This window comes from Marmoricola sp. URHB0036 (assembly GCF_000426045.1).
Taxonomy (GTDB): Bacteria; Actinomycetota; Actinomycetes; order Propionibacteriales; family Nocardioidaceae; genus Marmoricola.
This window is the reverse complement of record NZ_AUEP01000005.1, coordinates 120,841-136,244: the sequence shown is the minus strand read 5'-3', so window position 1 is coordinate 136,244 and position 15,404 is coordinate 120,841. Positions and strand designations below refer to the sequence as shown.

Sequence of the window (15,404 nt, the reverse complement as noted above, 5' to 3'; positions counted from 1 at the left end):
GAGAGGGTGTCCCACCTCCCGCGATAGGGTCGTTGAACGAGCCTCCACCATCTGACCAGCCTCTTTCCAGGAGTACTGCTGTGACTGTCCGCGTAGGTATCAACGGATTCGGCCGCATCGGGCGCAACTTCTTCCGCGCCGTGCGTGCCCTCAACGCTGCGGGGGGCGCCGACATCGAGATCGTCGGTGTCAACGACCTCACCGACAACAACTCGCTCGCCCTCCTCCTCAAGTTCGACTCCATCCTCGGCCGCCTCGACGCCGACGTGACCTCCACCGACACCTCGATCAAGGTGGGCGACCAGGAGATCACCGCGTTCGCCGAGCGCGACCCGTCGGCCCTCAAGTGGGGCGACCTCGGTGTCGACGTCGTGGTCGAGTCGACCGGCTTCTTCACCGACGCCACCAAGGCCCGCGCCCACGTGGACGCCGGCGCCAAGAAGGTGATCATCTCCGCGCCCGCCTCCAACGAGGACTTCACCGTGGTGATGGGCGTCAACCACGACGACTACGACCCCGAGAAGCACACGGTCATCTCCAACGCCTCGTGCACGACCAACTGCCTCGCCCCGATGGCCAAGGCGCTCAACGACGAGTTCGGCATCGTCAAGGGCCTGATGACCACGATCCACGCCTACACCGCCGACCAGAACCTCCAGGACAACATCCACAAGGACCCGCGTCGTGCCCGCGCCGCCGCGATCAACCTGGTGCCGACCTCGACCGGTGCCGCCAAGGCGATCGGGCTGGTGCTGCCCGAGCTGAAGGGCAAGCTCGACGGGTTCGCCGTGCGTGTTCCCGTGCCGACCGGGTCGGCCACCGACCTCACCTTCGAGGCAGGTCGCGAGACCTCGGTCGAGGAGGTCAACGCGGCGATCGAGAAGGCGGCCGACGGTCGCTACCTGCGCTACTCCACCGACCCGCTGGTGTCCTCCGACATCGTCACCGACCCGGCGTCGTGCATCTTCGACGCCCCGCTCACCAAGGTGATCGGCAACCAGGTCAAGGTCATCGGCTGGTACGACAACGAGTGGGGCTACTCCAACCGCCTCGCCGACCTGATCACGCACATCGGTACCTCGCTCTGAGATGGGGGAGTTCGACTCACTGGGAGACGTCGCCGGCAAACGGATCCTGGTCCGCTCGGACCTGAACGTGCCCCTCGACGGCAGCACCATCACCGACGACGGCCGGATCCGGGCGAGCGTGCCGACCATCCGGACTCTCTCCGAGGCCGGTGCGCGCGTCGTCGTGATGGCGCATCTGGGTCGACCCAAGGGAGCACCGGAGGACAAGTACTCGCTGCGACCGGTCGCCGACCGTCTCGGCGAGCTCCTCGGCATCGAGGTGCACTTCGCGACCGACACGGTGGGGGAGTCGGCGCAGTCCACCGTCTCCTCGCTGGGCGACGGCGAGGTGGCCCTGCTCGAGAACGTGCGGTTCAACCGCGGCGAGACCAGCAAGGACGAGGTGGAGCGGGGTGCCTTCGCCGACGAGTTGGCGGCCCTCGGTGACGGGTTCGTCAGTGACGGGTTCGGCGTCGTACACCGCAAGCAGGCCAGTGTGTACGACGTCGCGAAGCGACTCCCGCACGCGATGGGCGGCCTCGTCCGGGCCGAGGTCGACGTGCTCCGCAAGCTGACCGAGGAGCCGCAGCGTCCCTACGTCGTGGTGCTCGGCGGCTCGAAGGTGAGCGACAAGCTCGCGGTCATCGACAACCTGCTCGGCAAGGCCGACACGCTGCTGATCGGCGGCGGGATGGTGTTCACCTTCCTCAAGGCCCAGGGCCACGAGGTCGGCCAGAGCCTCCTCGAGGAGGAGCAGGTCGAGACCTGCCGCGACTACCTGCAGCGCTCGAAGGACACCGGCGTGGAGATCGTGCTGCCCACCGACGTCGTGGTGGCGCCGGAGTTCAAGGCCGACGCGCCGCCGACGACGGTGCCGGTCGACTCCATCCCCGCTGACCAGATCGGGCTCGACATCGGACCCGACTCGGGGGCGGCGTTCGCGAAGGCGATCGTCAGCGCGCGCACGGTCTTCTGGAACGGCCCGATGGGTGTCTTCGAGTTCGACGCGTTCGCCGAGGGCACCCGCGCAGTCGCGCAGGCACTGACCGAGGTCGACGGGTTGTCCGTCGTTGGAGGGGGCGACTCCGCGGCCGCCGTACGTCAGCTCGGCTTCGCCGACGACGACTTCGGTCACATCTCCACCGGCGGCGGCGCCAGCCTGGAGTACCTCGAGGGCAAGGAACTGCCCGGCATTACGGTCTTGGAGGACTGATGGCAACCGCCCGCACCCCGCTGATGGCGGGGAACTGGAAGATGAACCTGAACCACCAGGAGGCAGTCGTCCTGGTGCAGAAGCTGGCCTGGACGCTGTCGGACAAGAAGCACGACTACGGCAAGGTCGAGGTGGTCGTGCTGCCTCCGTTCACCGACATCCGCAGCGTGCAGACGATGGTCGACGGAGACCGGCTGCAGCTCAAGTACGGCGCCCAGGACGTCTCGACGCACGACAACGGCGCCTACACCGGCGAGATCTCGGCAGCGATGCTCTCGAAGCTCGGCTGCTCCTACGTCGTGGTCGGTCACTCCGAGCGGCGTCAGTACCACGCCGAGGACGATGCCGAGGTCAACGCCAAGGCACACGCGGCGCTCGCTGCCGGGGTGACCCCGATCGTGTGTGTCGGCGAGGGGCTCGACGTACGCAAGGAGGAACGGCACGTCGACCACTGCGTGGCCCAGGTCCAAGGTTCGCTGGCCGGCTTCACACCCGAGCAGCTCGCCGGTCTGGTGGTGGCCTACGAACCAGTGTGGGCGATCGGCACCGGTGAGGTCGCGACCCCCGACGACGCGCAGGAGGTCTGTGGCGCGGTCCGCGCATGCATCGCCGAGTCCGCGGGAGACGAGGCCGCGGCCGGCGTACGCATTCTCTACGGCGGTTCGGTGAAGGCCGCCAACGTCGGCGGCATCATGCAGAAGCCGGACGTCGACGGGTGTCTGGTCGGCGGTGCCAGCCTGCAGGCCGATGAGTTCGGCGGGATCTGCCGTTTCTACGACATGCCCGTGCTCTGAACCGCGCGCCTGATCAGTTAGGCTCCCCACCGTGGTTATCGTCTTCGAGGTCTTGCTCGTGATCACGAGCTTGCTGATGATCCTGCTGGTGCTCCTCCACAAGGGGCGCGGCGGCGGGCTCTCCGACATGTTCGGGGGTGGCGTCTCGAGCGGCCTTGGCGGATCGTCCGTGGCCGAACGCAACCTCGACCGCATCACCGTCGGTATCGGCGTGGTGTGGTTCGCGACCGTTGTCGGGCTCGGGCTGCTGCTCAAGACCGGCAACTGATCCTCAACGATCTCTGAAGGAGACCACCGTGGCAGGCGGAGGAAACGCCATCCGGGGCAGCCGTGTCGGCGCAGGCCCCATGGGCGAGGCGGAGCGCGGTGAGGCTGCTCCGCGCCAGAGCGTCACCTACTTCTGCTCCAACGAGCACCGCACCCTGATCGCCTTCGCGGTCGAGGCCACCGTCCCCGACACCTGGGACTGCCCCCGCTGCGGACTGCCGGCCAGCATGGACTCCGACAACCCGCCCCCGGCCCCCAAGATCGAGCCCTACAAGACCCACCTCGCCTACGTGAAGGAGCGCCGCTCCGACGCCGAGGCCAAGGACATCCTCAATGAGGCCATCCAGACCCTCCGCCAACGCCGCAAGTCCGGCGAGGTCATCTTCTAACCCCCGACCGGGCACTTCTGGTTGGCAGCAGTCCGCTGTCAGGGCTGTTCTGGTTGGCTGCAGCTCGCTGACAGGGCTGGTCCGGTTGGCTTGAGTACGCCGACCGGGCGCAGATGGTTGCCGTCGGGGCGCCCCTGTGGATTGGTCCAGCAGCGATTCCGCATCCTCGGCATCCTGCCGCGATGGATCCCAACTGGCTCGATGACCGGCGGCTGTTTCTCACGTCACGGTGTCCGCTCCCGCTCGACGTACCTTTCACCGGAGCGGACGCCCTCGCGCTGGGCGTCTCCCGGCAGACCCTGCGCACGATGCTCGAACGCGGCCACGTCAGACGCATGCTGCAAGGCGTGTACGTCGCTGCCCAGGCACGCGACGACATGGATCTCCGCGCCATTGCGCTCTCTTTGGTCGTTCCCACCGGGGCAGTAGTCACCGATCGAACGGCCGCGTGGCTCCATGGCGTCGATCTCCTGCCGCGCAGCTCAGGGGTGACGCCCCCGCCGATCAATGTCTTCCACACGCGCGACACCCGCATGCGGCGCCCCGGAGTGGACGCCGGCCGACGCGGCTTGTTGCCCAACGACATCACGGTGGTCAAGGAGATTCGGGTCACCACCGCGCTCAGGACGGCGTTGGACCTGGGCCGCCTTCTGTGGAGGTACGACGCCCTCGCGGCGATCGACGGCTTCCTGCGGATCGGCGTACCTCATGACCTACTGATCGCCGAGATCGGGCGCTTCAAGGGTTACCGCGGCGTCCGCCAGCTGCGCGTCCTTGCTCTCCTGGGCGACGGTCGTGCCGAATCGCCCGGGGAGTCGGGACTCCGACTCAACTGGTACGACGCGGGCCTACCGCGACCCGACCTGCAGACCTGGGTGTACGACGACAACGGGGTCGGCATCTATCGCCTCGACATCACGCTCCCGGAGCTCCTGTTCGCCGCCGAGTACGACGGCGAGGAGCACCACACGGGCGAGGTCGATCGAGAAAACGACGAGGAGCGCCGGTCGTGGTGCGCCACCGAGCGACAGTGGCTGTTCGAGATCTTCACCAAGGTCGATGTCTACGACCGACGCCCTGATCCGTTGCCGCGATTGAGCGGTGCCTTCGACCAGGCCCGCAAGCGCACGCTGTGGACGCCGTACGGCCGAGCGAGCTAACCAGAACTGCCCGGTCGGCGCCGTCGAAGCAACCAGAACTGCCCTCTCGGCGTACTTCTGCCAACCAAAAGGGCCCTCTCGGCGAAACTACAAGGAACCTGCTGCTGCCTGGTCGAGCCACCAGGTGCGGTGGGGGGCGGTGATGCCGCGGGCGGGGGTGTCGTGGACCGAGCCGTCGTCGGCCAGGGCGCGGGCGACGGCGTCGGCCTTCCCCTCGCCCGAGACGAGGAACCACACCTCGCCGGCCTGGTTGAGGGCGGTGAAGGTGAGCGAGATGCGCTCGGGGGGTGGCTTGGGGGAGTCGGTGACCGCCACGGCGATGCGGTCGTCGACGTCGAGCTGCGGGAAGCCGGGGAACAGCGAGGCGACGTGGCCATCCGGACCGACCCCGAGGAGCACGAGGTCGAAGTCGCCGGGCTCGCGGGTACGCACCAGCTGGTCGTACGACGCAGCAGCGGCCTCGAGGTCGGGATGGACCTCGTCAGCCGCCGGCATCGCATGCACCCGAGCCGGGTCCACCGTCACCACGTCGAGCAGGTCGAGCCCGACCGCCCGGTCGTTCCGGTCGGAGGAGTCGGCCGGCACGTAGCGCTCGTCTCCCCACCAGAAGTCGACCTGCATCCAGTCGACCGACGGCTCGTCGGACTCCAGGGAGGCGATCGACCGGTAGATCGCGTCAGCGATCGTGCCGCCGGTCAGGGCGATCGACGGCACTCGTCCCTCGGCCTGTACGGCGACCAGCTTGGCCACGATCTCCGCCGCCACCCGCGTCGCCAGCGCCTCCGCGGACGGCAGCACCTCCACCCGTGGGCTCACCGCGAGGCCAGCCTCACGAGTCGCTTCGCCGCGGATGCGTAGGTGTCGTCCTCGTCCAGGCGCCGCAGCTCCTCGGCCAGCAGCTCGGGTACGTCGCGACGCTTCAGCGCCACGGGCCGGTCCGGCTGACCGGGGGAGGAGAACCTGGCCAGCTTGCCGTCACCACGGCTGATGGTGATGTCTCCCGACCTGGTGCTCATCACCACCTCGGTGATGCCCGGCCCCCCGGAGGTGTGCCGCGACACGTCCACGCGGAGCCGGTCGTTGAGCCAGGCGACGAGCAGGTCGGCGCTCGGGCTGATCCGCTCGGCGGTCACCGACGCCGACGTCACCTTCTCGGGGTACTGGTCGAGCGCGGCCGCGAGCAGCGCGCGCCACGGCGTGATCCGGGTCCAGGCCAGGTCGGTGTTGCCCATGGCGTACGACGAACACTGCCGGTGGATCGCCTTGGTCTTGCCGCGCGTGACCGCCGCGGAGTCGGTGATCCGCCGCTGCGCCAACGCACCCAGCGGGTCGGACGCCGGGTCCTCCGGAGCGTCGGTCGGCCACCAGATGGCGACCGGGGAGTCGGGCAGCAGCAAGGGGAGTACGACGGACTCGGCGTGCTTGACCACCTCACCCTTGAGCCGGATCAGCGCTGTCTCGCCGCTCCATCCCGAGCCGGTCCCCACCTGGGCGTTCACCTCGGCCTTGCCGCGGGCGTCCCCGAGGATGACCCCGAGCACGCGCGCCGGGTGCTCCTTCGAGGCGGCCCGGGCCGAAGCCATCGCCTCGTCGGAGGTGTCCTCGTCGACCACGATGATCAGGGTCATCACCATGCCCATCGCCGGCGAGCCTGCCTTGGTGCGCGCACGCACCAGCTCGGCGGCGATGCCGGCTGCGTTGGTGTCGGTCAGCTCGATCATCTCGGGGTCCCCGCCCGGTCGCGGAGCGCCAGCGGAGCGAGCTGGTGGGGTGAGATCATCAGGGTCGCCTCCAGACGCGGCCGTCGCGGGCCAACATGGCGTGCGCGGACTCCGGGCCCCAGTTGCCCGACTCGTACTGCTCGGGTTTCGCCTTCCCGGCAGCATCCTGCTTGGCCCAGTGCTCGAGCACGGGGTCGAGGATCTTCCAGGAGAGCTCGACCTCGTCCTGCTGGGGGAACAGCGGCGGGTCACCGAGGAGCACGTCGAGGATCAGTCGCTCGTAGGCCTCCGGACTGGCCTCGGTGAACGACCCGCCGTAGGCGAAGTCCATGTTCACGTCGCGGATCTCCATCGAGCTGCCGGGCACCTTCGACCCGAAGCGGATGGTCGCGCCCTCGTCGGGCTGGATGCGGAACACGATCGCGTTGTGGGTCAGGTCCTCGGTCGCGGTGGCGGTGAACGGCAGGTGCGGCGCCCGCTTGAACACCACGGCGACCTCGGTCACCCGACGACCGAGCCGCTTGCCGGTGCGCAGGTAGAACGGCACCCCGGCCCACCGCCTGGTCTCGACGTCGACCCGGATGGCAGCGAACGTCTCGGTGGTCGAGGTGTTCTTGATGTCGTCCTCGTCGAGGTACCCGTTGACCTGTTCACCCCCGGCCCAGCCGGCGGCGTACTGGCCGCGGGCCGTGTAGAGGTCCAGCCGCCGGGGGAGTACGACGGACGAGAGCACCTTCTGCTTCTCGATCCGGAGACTGGCGGCGTCGAAGGAGGTGGGCTCCTCCATCGCCACCAGCGCCATCAGCTGGAGCAGGTGGTTCTGGATGACGTCGCGGGCAGCACCGATGCCGTCGTAGTACCCCGCGCGCCCGCCGATGCCGATGTCCTCGGCCATGGTGATCTGCACGTGGTCGACGTAGTTGGCGTTCCAGATCGGCTCGAACAGGTTGTTGGCGAAGCGCATCGCCAGGATGTTCTGCACCGTCTCCTTGCCGAGGTAGTGGTCGATCCGGAAGACCGACTCAGGCGGAAACACCTTGTTGATGGTCGCGTTCAGCGCGCGGGCCGACTCGAGGTCGTGGCCGAACGGCTTCTCCACGACCACCCGTCGCCAGGAGTGCTCGCCACCGTCGGAGAGGCCGTGCTCCTCGAGCTGGTCGATGACCGGGCCGAAGAACTTCGGGGGGATGGAGAGGTAGAAGGCGTGGTTGCCGGCCGTGCCGCGCACCTCGTCGAGCTCCTCGATGGTGCGCCGGAGCTTGTCGAAGTCGGCGTCGTCACCGAAGTCGCCCGACACGAACCGGAACCCCTCGGCGAGCTGGCGCCACACCTCCTCGCGGAACTCGGTGCGGGCGTGCTGGCGCACCGAGTCGTGCACGATCTGGGCGAAGTCCTGGTGGGCCCAGTCACGTCGGGCGTAGCCGACCAGGCTGAAGCCAGGTGGCAGCAGGCCGCGGTTGGCCAGGTCGTAGATCGCCGGCATCACCTTCTTGCGGGCGAGGTCGCCGGTGACGCCGAAGAGCACCAGGCCGCACGGACCCGCGATGCGCGGCAACCGACGATCGTCGGGATCCCGCAGCGGGTTCGTCCATGAGGCCCGCTGGTTGCCAGTCGTCGTCACCTGAGGGTCTCCCGCAGCACGCCGAGGCCGGCTTGCTGGTCGGTGAGGTGCAACCGGAGGACGGGCCGCCCGTGGTCGGCGAGCACGGAGGCGTCACCGATCGCCTGGGCGCTGATGAAGCCGCCGAAGGTGAACGGGCGCCCGGGGATCTCGAGGTCCTGCAAGGGCTCGGCCGTGACCTGCAGGTAGACCCCGGTGGGTGGCCCGCCCTTGTGGTACTGCCCGGTCGAGTGCAGGAAGCGCGGACCCCAGCCGAACGTCGTCGGCCGCCCGGTCCGCTCCGCCAGGTGGTCGCGCACGTGGGCCAGGTGGGCCTGCCGGGCGCGGTCGAGGTAGGCCATCACGGCCAGGTAGCCGTGCTCGGGGTCGAGCTGCCCGAGCAGGGTGGCCACGGCGTCGGCCACGGTGCTCTCGCCGGAGAGCAGCCCGTCGGTGGCGTACACCTCGACGGGACCGTCGGTGAAGACCGGCGTCGGCTTGTCTCCGCCGCCCTCGAGCATGTCGCGGGCGGCCTGCTTCGCGCTCTCGACGTCGGGCTGGTCGAACGGGTTGATCCCGATGATGCGACCGGCGACGGCGGTGGCGTACTCCCACAGCAGCATCTGGGCGCCCAACGACGCGGACACGGCGGCGCCCCAGCCGGAGGACGGCAGTGCGTCCATGTGTACGCCGGAGCCGATCGTGACCAGGACCTCGTCCTTCGTGCTCGGCGAGAAGTTCGGCGCGTCCAGGGAGGGTACGACGACCGGCAGGATGCCCTTGCCGTTCTTCCCGGTCGACTCGGCGATCAGCTGCTCGGCCCAGTCGCCGAAGCCGACGATCCCGGAGTCCTTGTCGCCGAGCACCACCTTGTCGACGCCCTCCGTGTTGGCCGCCCCCAGCAGGGCACCTAGCCGCAGCGCCGGGTTGTCGGGGTCGTCGGCCTCGAGCCGCGGCTGGATGGCCGCTGCCTCGTCGAGCAGACGCCCGATGTCGGCGCCGGCCAGCCCACTGGGCACCAGCCCGAACGCGGTCAGCGCCGAGTAGCGCCCACCGACGTCGGGGTCGGCGTGGAAGACGCGGTAGCCCGCCTCGGTGGCGGACTCGTCGAGGGGTGAGCCCGGGTCGGTGACCACGATGATGTGGGCCGCCGGCTCGAGGTCGGCGTCGCGGAAGGCCTGTTCGTAGGCGCGCTTCTGGCTGTCGGTCTCGACCGTGCCGCCGGACTTGCTCGAGACCACGACGACCGTGCTCTCGAGGTTCTCTCCGATGGCGCCGCGGACGTAGTCAGGGTCGGAGGAGTCCAGCACGGTCAGCTCCACGCCGTGGGTGGCGCAGATGACCTCGGGCGCGAGCGAGGACCCGCCCATGCCGCACAGCACGATGCGGGAGCAGCCTCGGTCGGCCAGCACGTCGCGCAGGCCGACGATCTCGTCGACCAGCGGCCGCGACTCCTCCGCGAGGCCCACCCAGGCCAGCCGTTTGCCGGCCTCGGACTCGGCCTCCGGGCCCCACAGCGTCGCGTTGCGCTTGGCGATGCCGGACGCCACCCCGTCGGTGACCAGCTGCTCGACGGTCGAGGCGAAGGCGTTCTCGTCCCGGTAGCCGAAGAACAGCTCGAACCCGTCGCCCGACGTGGTGCTCCAGTCGGTCACTGGGCGCCGTCCTCGTTGCGGGCCCCGTCGAGGTTCGTCTTCACGGTGGCCAGGAGCTCGTTCCATGCCGCGAGGAACTTGTCGACGCCCTCCTGCTCGAGAGTGGCGATCACGTCGTCGTAGTCGATGCCGGCATCGGCCAGGGACTTCATCACCGCGCGGGCGTCGTCGTAGTTCGGCCGGACCTGGTCGCCGATGATCTCGCTGTGGTCCTTGACGGCCAGCAGGGTCTTCTCCGGCATCGTGTTCACGGTGTTCTCGACGACCAGGTCGTCGACGTACATGGTGTCCTTGTAGTCAGGGTTCTTGACGCCGGTCGAGGCCCAGAGCGGACGCTGGCGGTTGGCTCCCGCCGCGGCGAGCTTGTCCCACCGCTCGCCGGAGAAGAACTTCTCGTAGGCCTCGTAGGCGAGCCGGGCGTTGGCGACACCGGCCTTGCCGCGCAGGTCGTCCGGGGCGCCGGTCTTGTTCAGCCGGTTGTCGATCTCGGTGTCGACCCGCGAGACGAAGAACGACGCGACCGAGTGGATCTTGGAGAGGTCCAGCCCGGCGTCGAGCGCCTTCTCGAGGCCGGCGGCGTAGGCCTCCATGACCCCCTGGTAGCGGTCGAGGCCGAAGATCAGCGTGACGTTGATGCTGATCCCCTCCGCGAGCGCGTCGCTGATCGCTGGGGCGCCCTCGGTGGTGGCCGGGATCTTGATGAAGAGGTTCTCCCGGTCGACCTCCTTCCACAGCTCCTTGGCGGAGCCCAGGGTCTCGTCGGTGTCGAAGGCGAGATCAGGCGCGACCTCGATCGAGACCCGCCCGTCGACCCCGTTGGTGGCGTCGAACACCGGCTTGAGGACATCGCAGGCGTTGCGTACGTCGGTCGTCGTCAGGGCGAAGACCGTCCGGTCGACGTCGGCGCCCTCGGCGGCGAGCTGGCGGACCTGGTCGGTGTACCGCTCGCCGTCGGCGATGGCCGCGGCGAAGATCGAGGGGTTGGTGGTCACGCCCACGACGTGGTCGTCCTGGACCAGGTCGGCGAGGTTGCCGGTCTCGAGGCGCTCGCGTGAGAGGTCGTCGAGCCAGATGGAGACCCCAGCCTCCGTCAGCTCCTGCAGGTGGTCAGTCATGTGATGCACTCCCTGTCGTCGTTGATCGGTTGCCGGTGGTCCCGACCGTGCTGTTCAGCCGGTGGCCACCCGGATGCTGTCCTCGGCCGCGTCTGCGACGGCCTGTGCGGTGATCCCGAACTCCCGGTAGATCCGGGCGAAGTCAGCGGATGCGCCGTAGTGCTCCAGCGACACGATCTTGCCGTGGTCGCCGACGATCTCGCGCCAGCCCTGCGCCACCCCCGCCTCGACGGAGACGCGCGCCTTGATGTTCGGCGGGATCACGCTCTCCTTGTAGGAAGACTCCTGGGCGTCGAACCATTCCCGGCACGGCATCGAGACGACGCGGGCCTTGACGCCCTTCTCGGCGAGCATCGCCCGGGCCTGCACGGCGAGCTGTACCTCGGAGCCGGTGCCGACCAGGACGACGTCGGGGTTGCCGTCCTCGGCGTCGACGAGGACGTAGCCGCCCTTGTGGACATCGTCGGTGGTCGCGAAGCCGTCCTCGCCGCGGGGGAAGACCGGCACGTTCTGGCGGGTCAGGATCAGGCCGGTCGGGCGGTCGGTGTTCTCCATCACGGCCTGCCAGCAGGCGGCCGTCTCGTTGGCGTCCGCCGGGCGTACGACGTCGAGACCCGGGATCGCGCGCAACGCAGCCAGGTGCTCGACCGGCTGGTGCGTCGGCCCGTCCTCGCCGAGCCCGATGGAGTCGTGGGTCCAGACGTAGGTGACCGGCAGGCCCATCAGCGACGCCAGCCGCACCGCACCGCGCATGTAGTCGGAGAAGGTGAGGAAGGTGCCGCCGAAGACACGGGTGCCTCCGTGCACGGCGATGCCGTTCATGATCGAGCCCATGCCGTGCTCGCGGATGCCGAAGTGCAGCACCCGGCCGGCCAGCGGGTCGGCCTTCCACATCTTGGTGGCGCGGGCGTCGGGCAGGAACGAGGGAGCGTCCTCGATGGTGGTGTTGTTGGACTCGGCCAGGTCGGCGGAGCCGCCCCACAGCTCGGGCACGACCTTGGCCATCGCCTGGATCACGGCCCCGGAGGCCTTGCGGGTCGCCATCCCCTTCTCGTCGGCCGGGAAGGTGGGCAACGCGTCGGCCCAGCCCTCGGGCAGCCGGCGCTCCTTCATCCGGTGGAGCAGCTTCTCCTGGGTCGGGTGCTTCTTGGCCCAGGCGGCGTACTGCTCGTCCCAGAGGGCGCCGTTCTCGGCACCGCGCTCACGCAGGGCCCGGGTGTGCTCGATGACCGCGGGCGGCACCTCGAAGGTCTGCTCGGGGTCGAAGCCCAGGATCTCCTTGGTGGCGGCGACCTCCTCCGCACCGAGGGCCGAGCCGTGGGCGGTGCCGTGGCCCTGCTTGGTCGGTGCCGGCCAGGCGATGATCGTCTTCAGCCGGATGAAGCTGGGCCGGTCCTTGACCCGCTCGGCGGCCTTGATGGCGTCGTAGAGGGCGTGCACGTCCTCCTTGTACTCCTTGCCGCCGTTGGTCCAGTCGACGGTCTGCACGTGCCAGCCGTAGGCCTCGTAGCGCGCGGCGACGTCCTCGACCAGGGCGATGTTGGTGTCGTCCTCGATCGAGATCTGGTTGTCGTCGTAGATCAGGGTCAGGTTGCCGAGGGCCTGCACGCCGGCGATCGCGGACGCCTCGGCGCTGACGCCCTCCTCGATGTCACCATCGGAGCACAGGGCGTAGATGTGGTGGTCGAACAGCGACTCGCCCTCGGGGGTGTCGGGGTCGAAGAGTCCGCGCTCCTTGCGGGCCGCCATCGCCATGCCGACCGCGTTGCCGATGCCCTGGCCCAGGGGACCGGTCGTGGTCTCGACGCCGGCGGTGTGGCCGTACTCCGGGTGGCCCGGGGTCTTGCTGCCCCAGGTGCGCAGCGACTTGAGGTCCTCGAGCTCGAGGCCCCACCCGCCCAGGTAGAGCTGGATGTAGAGGGTCAGGCTCGTGTGGCCGCAGGAGAGCACGAAGCGGTCGCGGGAGATCCAGTCGGGATCCGCCGGATCGTGCTTCATCACCTTCTGGAACAGGAGGTACGCCGCGGGCGCCAGGCTCATCGCCGTGCCCGGGTGGCCGTTGCCCACCTTCTGCACGGCATCCATGGCCAGCACCCGCACGGTGTCGACCGCCTTGTCGTCGATCTCGGTCCAGTCCAGCTTGCGCTTCAGAGCCACGGAGAGAGCGTCCTTCCCAGGGGGTACGTCGACAGGATCGAGCCTAGTCCGCAGCGGGTACCCCGGTCACCCCGGTCGATGCGGGGTGGGCGGCAGCCCGGAGATAGACTCACTCGGTCTGTACCCCCAATCCCGAAGGCGAGGCGCAGTGACCGCCCTCGATTCCGAGGTGTCCGTCCGGGCACACCCCTCGGGTCGGTCGACGCTGCGTGACGTCATCGGGGCCTACGTCGGGCTCACCAAGCCCCGGGTCATCGAGCTGCTCCTGCTCACCACCGTGCCGGTGATGTTCTTCGCCCAGCGCGGAGTGCCGCCGCTGTGGCTGGTGGTCGCGACCGTCGTCGGTGGCACCCTCTCCGCGGGCAGCGCCAACGCGCTCAACTGCGTCTACGACCGCGACATCGACGAGCAGATGCGCCGCACGCGCCGTCGTGCGCTGCCCCGCCACATCGTCACCCCCCGGGCGGCCCTGGTCTTCGGGCTGGTGCTCGTCGTGGTCTCGACCCTGGTCCTCGGCTTCTGGGTCAACTGGCTCTCGTCGGGTCTGGCGCTCGCGGCGAGTGCCTTCTACCTCTTCGGCTACACGATGGTGCTCAAGCGTCGTACGACCCAGAACATCGTGTGGGGCGGCCTCGCCGGCTGCTTCCCGACGCTGATCGGCTGGACCGCCGTCACCAACGAGCTCGCCTGGCCGCCGGTGGTGCTGTTCCTGGTGGTGTTCTTCTGGACTCCGCCGCACACCTGGGCGCTGGCGATGCGCTACCGCGAGGACTACGCACGCGTCGATGTGCCGATGCTCCCGGTGGTCAAGGACGCCGAGGGCGTGGCCAAGCAGATCGTCGCCTACTCGTGGGTGATGGTGGCGGTCTCCCTGGCGCTCTGGCCGATCGCCGACACCCACCTGCTCTACCCGGTCGTCGCCGTCGTGCTCGGCGCCGGGTTCCTCGTCGAGGCGCACCTGATGTGGCAGCGGGCCAAGCGCAGCAACGAGCTGCGCGACGTACGCCCGATGCGGCTGTTCCACTGGTCCAACATGTATCTCTCGCTGTTGTTCGTGGCCGTCGCGCTGGACCCGCTCATCAAGCGGTGAGCACCGCGCGGTTCGTACGCCGTACGTGGTCGGCCAGGCTCGCCGCCAGGGCCACGCCGACGAGCAGCACGCTCGTGCCGGGCGCCAGCCCGAGCAGCCCGACCACCCACAGCGCGGCGACGACGAGCAGCGCCGGGAGCGCGTTGCGCAGTCCCGCGTCGGCCAGGGAGTGCAGGCCGGCGATCACCAGCAGGTAGATGCTGACGGCCCCCACGAGCAGGAGCACACCGGTCTGCGCGTGGATGTGGGCCTTGCCCTCGACGAGGTCGACCAGGGTCGCGAGGCAGGCGCCGACGGCCGCGATGCTGGCGAAGACGAAGCCGTGCACGTAGCCGAACACGAACGAGTCCTCCCGCGTGAGCGAGTCGACCATCGGCTGCTTGAAGTAGATCCACCACATCGAGAAGACCATGAGCAGCGCTCCGACGATCAGCAGGAGCAGCTGCGTGTCCAGCCCGTGGGTGTCGAGGGCACCGGAGATCGCCGTCGTGGTCGCGAGGATCACCTCGCCCAGCACGATGATCGTGAACAGCTCGTAGCGCTCGGCGATGTGGTGCCGGTGCCACGGTGTCGATCCGGTCCGCTCCGCCCACCATGGTCCGAGCATCTCCAGCCCTGCCAGCGCCACGAACGAGACCCAGCTGGCCGTGCCGTGGGCCAGGAAGATCGTCCGGAGCACCCACAGCAGCTGGATGAACGCCACCGCCCCGGCGTACCGCAGCGCCGTACGACGGACGTCCGCGTGCTCGCGGGCCACGCGCAGCCAGAGCGGGATCATCGCGACCCGCATGATCAGGTAGCCGATGACCACGACCCAGAAGTTGTGCTCCGCCCCAGCGGCACGGGGAGCCCCGGCGGCGAGCACGAGGACACCTGTCATCACCACGAAGGTGAGCAGCCGGAAGATGATGTCGTCGGTGTCGTAGGCGCTGGCGAACCACGAGTAGTTGACCCACGCCCACCAGATCGCGAAGAACACCATGGCGTAGCCGGCGATACCGGCCAGGTGACCGTGCGCGAGGTCGTGGTGGAGAGTCGCGGCCACGGCAGCGACTGCGACCACGAAGCAGAGGTCGAAGAACAGCTCGAGCGGCGTCGAGGCCCGATGTTCCTCTTCGGGGTCCCGGCCCGACATCGGCCGGTGCCACGGGACCGCGGGGAGACCGCCGCTCATGG

14 protein-coding genes are annotated in these 15,404 nt (G+C 69.1%); 7 read left to right on the top strand and 7 right to left on the bottom strand.

Features of this window, described 5'->3' with window-relative positions:
* The first annotated feature begins 80 nt into the window (after positions 1–80).
* The 6 genes from gap (at position 81) to H976_RS24685 (ending at position 4,890) form a co-directional block, all read left to right on the top strand.
* Complete coding sequence (gap, locus tag H976_RS0105575) at positions 81–1,088, top strand: type I glyceraldehyde-3-phosphate dehydrogenase (protein WP_027860745.1); 1,008 nt, start codon at positions 81–83, stop codon at positions 1,086–1,088.
* Between the two features lies 1 nt (position 1,089).
* A complete protein-coding gene (gene pgk, locus H976_RS0105570) occupies positions 1,090–2,280 on the top strand; it encodes a phosphoglycerate kinase (RefSeq protein WP_027860744.1) in 1,191 nt (396 codons plus the stop codon).
* The gene (tpiA, locus tag H976_RS0105565) at positions 2,280–3,074 is read left to right on the top strand and encodes a triose-phosphate isomerase (protein WP_027860743.1); all 795 of its coding nucleotides are present in this window, start codon (positions 2,280–2,282) and stop codon (positions 3,072–3,074) included. Before pgk ends, tpiA begins: the two co-directional genes overlap by 1 nt.
* A 31-nt stretch (positions 3,075–3,105) precedes the next feature.
* Complete coding sequence (gene secG / locus H976_RS0105560) at positions 3,106–3,342, top strand: preprotein translocase subunit SecG (protein WP_027860742.1); 237 nt, start codon at positions 3,106–3,108, stop codon at positions 3,340–3,342.
* A 28-nt stretch (positions 3,343–3,370) separates the two neighbouring features.
* Positions 3,371–3,730 (top strand): RNA polymerase-binding protein RbpA, encoded by a 360-nt coding sequence (locus H976_RS0105555; protein WP_081682692.1) that lies wholly within the window; start codon positions 3,371–3,373, stop codon positions 3,728–3,730.
* A gap of 182 nt (positions 3,731–3,912) precedes the next feature.
* Positions 3,913–4,890: a type IV toxin-antitoxin system AbiEi family antitoxin domain-containing protein gene (locus H976_RS24685; RefSeq protein ID WP_051276257.1), complete on the top strand. Its 978-nt coding sequence runs from the start codon at positions 3,913–3,915 to the stop codon at positions 4,888–4,890.
* 87 nt (positions 4,891–4,977) lie between these two features.
* Here the strand turns inward: H976_RS24685 and pgl are convergent, their stop codons facing one another.
* The 6 genes from pgl to tkt are packed head-to-tail and all read right to left on the bottom strand — an operon-like array spanning position 4,978 to position 13,066.
* Entirely contained in the window at positions 4,978–5,706 is a 729-nt protein-coding gene (pgl, locus tag H976_RS0105545; RefSeq protein ID WP_027860740.1) for a 6-phosphogluconolactonase, read from the bottom strand.
* Positions 5,703–6,611 (bottom strand): glucose-6-phosphate dehydrogenase assembly protein OpcA, encoded by a 909-nt coding sequence (locus H976_RS0105540; RefSeq protein ID WP_027860739.1) that lies wholly within the window; start codon positions 6,609–6,611, stop codon positions 5,703–5,705. Before H976_RS0105540 ends, pgl begins: the two co-directional genes overlap by 4 nt.
* Positions 6,612–6,669: 58 nt before the next feature.
* Complete coding sequence (gene zwf, locus H976_RS0105535) at positions 6,670–8,232, bottom strand: glucose-6-phosphate dehydrogenase (protein ID WP_027860738.1); 1,563 nt, start codon at positions 8,230–8,232, stop codon at positions 6,670–6,672.
* Positions 8,229–9,866, bottom strand: coding sequence for a glucose-6-phosphate isomerase (locus tag H976_RS0105530; RefSeq protein WP_027860737.1), 1,638 nt, complete (start codon positions 9,864–9,866; stop codon positions 8,229–8,231). Before H976_RS0105530 ends, zwf begins: the two co-directional genes overlap by 4 nt.
* Positions 9,863–10,981 carry a transaldolase gene (gene tal / locus H976_RS0105525; RefSeq protein WP_027860736.1) on the bottom strand — a complete coding sequence of 373 codons (1,119 nt, stop codon included), beginning with the start codon at positions 10,979–10,981 and terminating at the stop codon, positions 9,863–9,865. The genes H976_RS0105530 and tal overlap by 4 nt, the downstream gene beginning before the upstream one ends.
* Before the next feature lie 54 nt (positions 10,982–11,035).
* Positions 11,036–13,066: a transketolase gene (gene tkt / locus H976_RS0105520; RefSeq protein ID WP_231388814.1), complete on the bottom strand. Its 2,031-nt coding sequence runs from the start codon at positions 13,064–13,066 to the stop codon at positions 11,036–11,038.
* Between the two features lie 220 nt (positions 13,067–13,286).
* Here tkt and H976_RS0105515 point away from each other — a divergent pair, with 220 nt between their 5' ends.
* The gene (locus H976_RS0105515) at positions 13,287–14,228 is read left to right on the top strand and encodes a heme o synthase (RefSeq protein WP_081682690.1); all 942 of its coding nucleotides are present in this window, start codon (positions 13,287–13,289) and stop codon (positions 14,226–14,228) included.
* On the opposite strand, the gene H976_RS24680 is transcribed toward H976_RS0105515, so the two are convergent.
* On the bottom strand, positions 14,218–15,402 hold the full coding sequence (locus tag H976_RS24680; protein WP_036224840.1) for a low temperature requirement protein A: 1,185 nt from the start codon (positions 15,400–15,402) through the stop codon (positions 14,218–14,220). The two genes, H976_RS0105515 and H976_RS24680, sit on opposite strands and share 11 nt — an antisense overlap.
* Positions 15,403–15,404 lie beyond the last annotated feature (2 nt).